An 8,170-nucleotide genomic window follows, 5' to 3' on the forward strand; every position below is an offset into this window, starting at 1 on the left:
GTTAGCAGTTTAGTTATGAGTATAATTTTTGGATTTAATAAGAATACAGACATAGAAATTAAATAAATATATTTTTTTGCTTCGTCCGTTAATTTAAAGTTAGTTAACGAAATACGTTAAAGTACATTTATTAACATAAAAAAAGAGTCTAGGTCGACTCAACGATGACCTAAACTCTTTCATATTATTCTTTTTTAATTCTAATCAACATAACTGGAGTGGGACGACGAATTTTTTTAATAAAAATAAATTTCTGTCCCACTCTTTTTATAAGGTCTAAGCTATTTATACCTTGGTTGCTTTATAGAATCGGAGTTAAACATTATTTATAAAATTTTAATAACTGTGCGAAAGTCTCTTCTAAAAAGTTTAAGAAAGCTTTATCTGTTTTTAATTCATTCGCATTTGGGGCAAGTGTGCGTGCAACAAATAATTCACCTTTTTTCACTTTTTTAACACGATCAATTGCACTCTGTATATCATCGTCTGACATGTTTGCGATGTAAGTTTTTTCTTGAGACATGTGGTCCAAGCTTAAACTATAATCGGATGGTAAGTTTTTAAGGGTTTGAAATTGTTCTTCAAAAACCTTCACACGCTGCGCTTTATCTTTTGCTTCGTGCATAACACCATACATGACAAATAATTGGTTTTCAAAAAGACCTATTTGAAAATGAGGCAACATTTTATAACCGCGATTGTTAGTTGCAAATGCAACCCATGTATCCTTAGGCGGATTTACACTTCGTCTTGCATGTTTAGCAACGTGAGGATAAAATACTTCTCCTGTTGTTGCCTCTAAATATTGGGAAAAATATTCTCCTAATTCATGTAATTGTGGTCGAACATGTTTATTCAAAGCTTCCATTCTGTTATCTAAACCATCAACAGTAAATGCTTTAAAATCGTTTGCTTTAAATGTATATTTAGCCATTTTAACCTCCTAGTATGTAATTATTATTTTTATTTTAGCACAATATTACGCTATAAACATTGCCATTGCATTTTTCTTTGAACGATATTACATTGCACAGAAACGTGTATAAACCTATGAATCAGGGTAAAAACATAGTATTATTAACTAATATGATATTACATACAATTGACTATTTTAAATATATAGAACTTTATCTTATTAAATATTAATGAAAAGTGAGTCGTGAAAAAGGAGAGGGATACAATGACTGTTTATGAGTTTGCAAAAGGCCTTATTTTAGAAGCGGGCATCAATGTAAAAAAAATCATGAAACAAGGTATAGAAATAGAAACTAAGTCAAATCCCAATGATTTAGTGACGAATGTTGATAAAGCGACTGAAAAGTATATTTTTGACAATATTAAGCAGACTTATCCAGAACATTTAGTAATTGGTGAAGAGGGACATGGACATGACCTTAAAGATGAATCAGGTATTGTATGGGTTGTTGACCCAATCGATGGGACGTTGAATTTTGTACATCAAAAAGAAAATTTTGCAATTTCTATAGGCATATTTAATGATGGCAAACCATATGCAGGATTTGTATACGATGTCATAAATGATAAACTTTACCATGCAAAAGTTGGAGATGGTGCATTTGAAAATGGGAATTCGTTATCTACTATTCAATCGAGTCCTTTAAAAACAAGTATAATTGGTATTAATCCAAATTGGCTTACAAAGCCAAAGTTAGGTGAAGTGTTCAAACCAATTGTGGATGAAGCTAGAAGTGCGAGGGCTTATGGCTCGGCTGCCTTAGAAATTATTCATGTAGCTACGGGTAAATTAGGAGGCTACATTACACCTAGATTACAACCTTGGGATTTTGCTGGTGGTTTAATCATTTTGCAAGAAGTAGGTGGCATAGGCACAGATTTAATGGGAAATGCTTTGTCTATATATGAACCGAGTTCCATAGTAATGGCAAATCCTCAATTACATGCAGAACTATTAGAATTTCATTTTCAAAAAAATAATGAAATGATAGAAGCATTACAAAAACGATTAAAACATTAAGATGATTGTTTTGAATCATATAACTAATCAAATTTTAACTTTTAAAGTAAGTGATGTGATACAGAAAGTCAATGATGGTTTAATTAGTAGCGTGTTAAATACAAACTTTAAAGCATTTTTAAATAAAATTAACATATAAAAAAGGACAGAAAATACATTTTTTAATGATTTTCTGTCCTCATTTATTTTATAATTATAACCAATTATTCTCACGATATTTCTTTTTTAAAGTGAAACCGCACCCAAATGTTGCAATGAATAGTATAAATGTTAAAATCATCACTGGAACATTTGTAGCAGCGATACTAAAGCTAAACAAAAGCAAAAATATAACAGCTATGATAGCGAGTACCCAGAATATTGATTTAGATTTTTTTTGTTGCATCCCAACCACACCTTTATAGTTTTCTTTAACCAATTATATGATATAATAAAAAAGTTGCAAAGAAAAGTGGGAATTTACTCGAGAAAGGAAATTATATAAAATGACTAAAATAAGAGAAGATGTTCGTAATATCGCAATCATCGCTCACGTTGACCATGGTAAAACAACATTAGTAGATGAATTATTAAAACAATCAGGAATTTTCCGTGAAAATGAGCATGTTGATGAGAGAGCAATGGATTCTAACGACATAGAAAGAGAACGAGGCATAACAATTCTTGCTAAAAATACGGCAATTAATTATAAAGATAACAGAATCAACATTTTAGATACGCCTGGACATGCCGATTTCGGTGGCGAAGTTGAACGTATTATGAAAATGGTTGATGGTGTAATCTTAGTTGTAGACGCATATGAAGGTACAATGCCACAAACACGTTTCGTATTAAAAAAAGCACTTGAACAAAATTTAAAACCTGTAGTAGTAGTAAATAAAATTGATAAACCTGAAGCTAGACCTGAAGGTGTAGTAGACGAAGTTTTAGATTTATTTATTGAATTAGAAGCTAATGATGAACAATTGGATTTCCCAGTTGTTTATGCATCAGCTGTTAATGGTACTGCAAGTTTAGATTCTGAAAAACAAGATGAAAACATGCAATCACTTTACGAAACAATTATTGATTATGTGCCAGCGCCAATTGATAATAGAGAAGAACCGTTACAATTCCAAATAGCATTGTTGGATTATAACGATTATGTTGGACGTATTGGTGTAGGACGTGTATTTAGAGGAACGATGCGTGTTGGTGATAGTGTATCTTTATTAAAATTAGATGGCTCTGTAAAGAATTTCAGAGTAACTAAAATTTTCGGTTATTTCGGATTAAAACGTGAAGAAATTGAAGAAGCTTATGCAGGCGATTTAATTGCTGTTTCAGGTATGGAAGACATTAACGTAGGTGAAACTGTAACACCTAATGATCATCAAGAGCCTTTACCGGTTCTTAGAATAGATGAACCTACATTGGAAATGACATTTAGAGTTAATAACTCACCGTTTGCTGGACGTGAAGGTGACTTCGTAACGTCTCGTCAAATTCAAGAGCGTTTAGATGAACAATTAGAAACAGATGTATCATTAAAAGTAACGCAAACAGAATCTCCAGATAAATGGATAGTTGCAGGACGTGGTGAACTACATTTATCTATTTTAATTGAAAATATGAGACGTGAAGGTTATGAATTACAAGTTTCAAAACCACAAGTTATCTTAAGAGAAATTGATGGCGTTAAATGTGAACCATTCGAACGTGTACAATGTGAAGTACCACAAGAATATACAGGTGCTGTCATAGAATCATTAGGTCAACGTAAAGGTGAAATGCTAGATATGGTGACTACTGATAATGGTTTAACTCGTCTTATATTTATGGTTCCAGCACGTGGTTTAATCGGTTATACTACTGAGTTTATGTCACAGACACGTGGCTACGGTATTATTAACCATACTTTTGAAGAATTCAAACCTCGTGTTAAAGGCCGTATAGGCGGTAGAAGAAATGGTGCGCTTGTGTCTATGGACAAAGGTCAAGCAAGTTCATATGCAATTATGGGATTAGAAGATCGCGGTACGAACTTTATGGAACCAGGTACTGAAGTATATGAAGGTATGATTGTCGGTGAACACAATCGTGAAAATGACTTAACAGTAAATATTACGAAAGAAAAACACCAAACTAACGTACGTTCAGCTACAAAAGATCAAACAGTTACAATGAAACGCCCAAGAAAATTAACTTTAGAAGAAGCATTACAATTTATCAATGATGATGAATTAGTAGAGGTAACGCCTGAAACGATTCGCATTAGAAAAACAATTTTAGAAAAAGCAGCGCGTGAAAAAGAAGCAAAACGAATCAAACAATTAATGCAAGAAGAAGAGTAATTAGTAAATCATCATAGTATTGGAGCAATAAATACTTTTGATTAACATGGCAATGTCAATTTCTATTGGAATAATATAGAGATTGATGTTGCTTTTTTTATGATATTCACTTGTTAAGTAGTAAAAATGATCAGTATTTGGTAATATAATTAGTTCGATTTTTAATTAATTAGGCGTTTTAGTAAAGCAGAGGTGTTATATTAACTTATAACTTTTATACACATGACATCAAATTAAATCATTTAATTGTATTTATTCATGATAGATAAATACTTTGATTTTGTAGTGAATATCTATGATAAGTAATCGTGAAATATAGAATAGTAGTTACTGATTAAACTTCAAAGTATATCATGAGTTGCTTGAGTATACAGGATCAGTGTTGTTTCACATCAAGAAAGTTAATTGATAAGCAATAGTGATATAAAACAAACCCTGTAAAAGTTTCAAATTGATAAAAACTTTCACAGGGCGTATTTTAAGATTAAGGTTCCAGTTGACTTATAAAATATTAACTGTCGATGACGATGGTCAAAGCTATTAACGATTGCTAATATGATGAAGCTATATTTTGCTTTTTGATTTAAAACATGTGTAAGTCTGTACAAATAGATTATCGATGGTCGAAAGTTGTTGCTTGATTACGTTGTTTTGGTGTATCCAGACGACTTTTACATTCGTCGCACATAAATGTGTGCATTGGATCATTTCTTAATCTTTTAGCTTCTAATGTATTTTGATCAATGAATACTTCGGTATCACAGATAATACATTGCACTTTTATCATTTAAATCACCTCGATGTGAGTAACATACTTGAACTCATATGAATAACCTTGTACTGGAATGTAGACAAAACTATCTACGAAGTTATCTTCATAAAGTCTTTTACCATCACGAGCGAATTGGAAGAAAAGATATGGTAGTAAATCTATTGGCACTTCTATTGAGTCTTTATCATTAAATAAACGTATTGCTTTCGCATGATCATAAGGCTCAGCATTTTTGAAAAATGGTGACATATTAATTACAAATGAATTTTCTAAAACTGCTCTTTTTCTATATTTAATTTCTGAATTAAGTGTTGGAGGATTTGTTTGCCCTTCTAAAATTGCACGATTCCATTCCCGATTGTCATCGAAATTGATTGGTTTAGTGCCGTCAAAAACACCACTCTCTAAATCTTCTAATTTAACTTTTCTATCATCAAATATCCAAGTTGTACTATCTAAAGTAATTGGAAATTTAACTTCACCCTTAATTTGAATCATAATCCCACTCCTAATGTATTATAAAAATTTTAAATAAAACGAATCGACAAAAAGTTCAGCCGTTACAATAATTGACATTTTTGTGAATTTAGACGTAATCAAATAGTTTATATCATATGAGATGCTTCATATAAATAAAAATGTCTAATTGCTTGAACGCTCATAGCACAATGATTTGTGTAGTTCGTTTCATTAATTATATATGTAACTAAACTAAATATATCACTATTTCTAATATTATCATAAATAACTAGCCTTAGTATATTACTGAATTCGCTTGCTTTTTCTGTATCAGTAAGATAAACTTTTACATATAAAGTTACAATTGATAGGGGGAGTATGTCATGGTAAAGGGCCAAAAATTAAACAGTGCGGCATATGACCAATTAAATAAAGATGCAGACAGGATTCTTCAATTGATCAAAGTTCAAATGGATAATCTTACATTACCTCAATGCCCATTGTATGAAGAAGTTCTTGATACGCAAATGTTTGGTTTACAAAAAGAAGTTGATTTTGCTGTTGAACTAGGCTTGGTAGACAGAGAAGCGGGCAAAGATTTAATGCTTCGTTTAGAAAAAGAATTGTCTAAATTGCATGAGGCATTTACAAACGTTTAATTGGATTCAGTAATTTTAAAAGTATAAATTTATTTTTACTAAATAAAATGATATAAAGTGAAATTAAGTAGTTAAAAAACTACATAAGATATTTGAAGTGGCTAAGATGTCAATATTATATTGATTGTATCGTAGCCACTTTTTTTGTTTGATAACAAAAGATGTATTAGTATATTAATGATTGAACAACAAATTATATTTGTTCGAAAAATGAATACAATTTTTGATATACTGTTAAAGGTACAATTAATTTAAAAAACAATTTCGGTTTTTAGAATAACGTAACGTTACTGAAACTTTTATTAAAAATGATTAATATGTAAAGAATATATAAAATAGAATTGGATGATATGTCGAATGAATAACATAAAGAGTTTTTTTCAATATATTAGCAAGAATGCTAAATATATTGATTATCCGTTAGTAATTACATATTTGTTGTTATGTCTCATTGGCTTAGTCATGGTATATAGTGCAAGTATGGTTGCAGCCACTAAAGGTTCTTTAACAGGCGGTGTACCTGTGACAGGAACATATTTTTACACTAGGCAATTAATGTACGTAATTATGAGTATCATTCTTGTTTTTATTATGGCTTTTGTGATGAATGTAAAGTTTTTGGAAACAATTAAGTTTCAAAAATGGATGATGCTTGGGATTATCTTATTATTAATGGCAACGCTTTTAGTAGGAAGTAATATTAATGGTTCGAAAAGTTGGATTAATTTAGGCTTTATGAATTTACAAGCTTCAGAACTGTTGAAAATTGCTCTGATATTATATATTCCATATATGATTGAAAAGAAAAGGCCAAAAGTTTTTAAAAATCCTAAATTAATGACTTCACCAATCATTTTATCTGCTATTTGTATTGGCCTTGTGTTTTTACAGCGCGATGTAGGGCAAACATTATTAATTTTAATAATTTTTTTCTCAATCTTATTTTATGCAGGTATTGGCGTTCAAAAATCGCTAAAATATGGTTTAATTGTTCTTACAGGTGTTGTACTTATTGGTGGCTTATTTTTACTCATAGGGCTCGTGCCAGATTATTTAACGGCTAGATTCAGTACCCTTACAGATCCATTTAGTAATGAAGGTGGCACAGGTTACCACATTTCTAATTCATTAATTGCAATTGGTAATGGAGGATTGTTAGGCCGTGGTTTAGGAAATAGTATTATGAAATTAGGTTATTTGCCGGAACCACATACTGACTTTATTTTCTCTATTATTTGTGAGGAACTTGGACTTGTTGGAGGGCTAATTGTCATTTGCCTATTATTCTTTATTGTATATCGTGCATTTGAACTTGCGAGTAAAACAAGCTCATACTTTTATAAATTAGTTTGTGTAGGTGTTGCGAGTTATATAGGTAGTCAAACATTTGTCAATTTAGGTGGTATTTCAGGCACGATACCTTTAACTGGTGTCCCGTTACCATTTATTAGCTTTGGTGGGTCATCAATGATTAGCTTAAGTATTGCAATGGGACTATTGTTAATTACAGCTAAACAAATTAAAGTAGATGAATCGAAAAGAAGACAGCAACGTAAACATACTAAAAATTTTAGCGTGCCAAAAAATAATTAATACGTGCAAAATAAGCAAACGATTCAACATGCAAATGTTGGAAACGTTTGCTTATTTTTTTATCTGTACAAGCTACTTTTGAAAAAGTTAATGAGTGTTACTCTTTTGATAAGTTTAAGTTATTAATAATGATAACTTTATATTATGTTGTTTTTGTGATATAATCTCTCTTAAATACGATAGGTATCCATTTTTTCAGTGTTAATTACAATAAAATAGTTAGTCTTATCTTTAAAATAAAAGTAATGGTTTTATTGTAATTTTAAATAATGTGAAAACTATTTTACTGTATACATAGTTCGTATTTTGCTATAATCAATTTTATATTCAACTTTTTAGAAAATTCAAAATTTAAGGG

General features: G+C 30.6%; 8 protein-coding genes. 4 read left to right on the plus strand and 4 right to left on the minus strand.

What is annotated here, in order from left to right:
• Nucleotides 1–322: 322 nt before the first annotated feature.
• The gene (locus CD150_RS06385; RefSeq protein WP_046207862.1) at nucleotides 323–934 is read right to left on the minus strand and encodes a YktB family protein; all 612 of its coding nucleotides are present in this window, start codon (nucleotides 932–934) and stop codon (nucleotides 323–325) included.
• 246 nt (nucleotides 935–1,180) lie between these two features.
• Here CD150_RS06385 and CD150_RS06390 point away from each other — a divergent pair, with 246 nt between their 5' ends.
• The gene (locus tag CD150_RS06390; protein WP_046207861.1) at nucleotides 1,181–1,996 is read left to right on the plus strand and encodes an inositol monophosphatase family protein; all 816 of its coding nucleotides are present in this window, start codon (nucleotides 1,181–1,183) and stop codon (nucleotides 1,994–1,996) included.
• A 193-nt stretch (nucleotides 1,997–2,189) separates the two neighbouring features.
• Here CD150_RS06390 and CD150_RS06395 read toward each other — a convergent pair whose 3' ends face one another.
• Complete coding sequence (locus CD150_RS06395) at nucleotides 2,190–2,381, minus strand: DUF5325 family protein (RefSeq protein ID WP_103161438.1); 192 nt, start codon at nucleotides 2,379–2,381, stop codon at nucleotides 2,190–2,192.
• 100 nt (nucleotides 2,382–2,481) lie between these two features.
• Between CD150_RS06395 and typA the strand changes: the two genes are divergently transcribed.
• Nucleotides 2,482–4,329, plus strand: coding sequence for a translational GTPase TypA (gene typA / locus CD150_RS06400; RefSeq protein ID WP_046207859.1), 1,848 nt, complete (start codon nucleotides 2,482–2,484; stop codon nucleotides 4,327–4,329).
• Between the two features lie 613 nt (nucleotides 4,330–4,942).
• Here the strand turns inward: typA and CD150_RS06405 are convergent.
• Nucleotides 4,943–5,116, minus strand: coding sequence for a DUF2197 domain-containing protein (locus tag CD150_RS06405; protein WP_073342466.1), 174 nt, complete (start codon nucleotides 5,114–5,116; stop codon nucleotides 4,943–4,945).
• Complete coding sequence (locus CD150_RS06410) at nucleotides 5,117–5,599, minus strand: hypothetical protein (RefSeq protein ID WP_073342463.1); 483 nt, start codon at nucleotides 5,597–5,599, stop codon at nucleotides 5,117–5,119.
• A gap of 344 nt (nucleotides 5,600–5,943) precedes the next feature.
• On the opposite strand from CD150_RS06410, the gene CD150_RS06415 reads away from it, so the two are divergent.
• Entirely contained in the window at nucleotides 5,944–6,219 is a 276-nt protein-coding gene (locus CD150_RS06415; protein ID WP_019469266.1) for an Fpa/YlaN family protein, read from the plus strand.
• Nucleotides 6,220–6,576: 357 nt separating this feature from the next.
• Nucleotides 6,577–7,812, plus strand: a complete 1,236-nt coding sequence (gene ftsW / locus CD150_RS06420; protein WP_046207857.1) for a cell division peptidoglycan polymerase FtsW — start codon at nucleotides 6,577–6,579, stop codon at nucleotides 7,810–7,812.
• Nucleotides 7,813–8,170 lie beyond the last annotated feature (358 nt).

This window comes from Staphylococcus ureilyticus (genome assembly GCF_002902235.1).
Classification (GTDB): Bacteria; Bacillota; Bacilli; order Staphylococcales; family Staphylococcaceae; genus Staphylococcus; species Staphylococcus ureilyticus.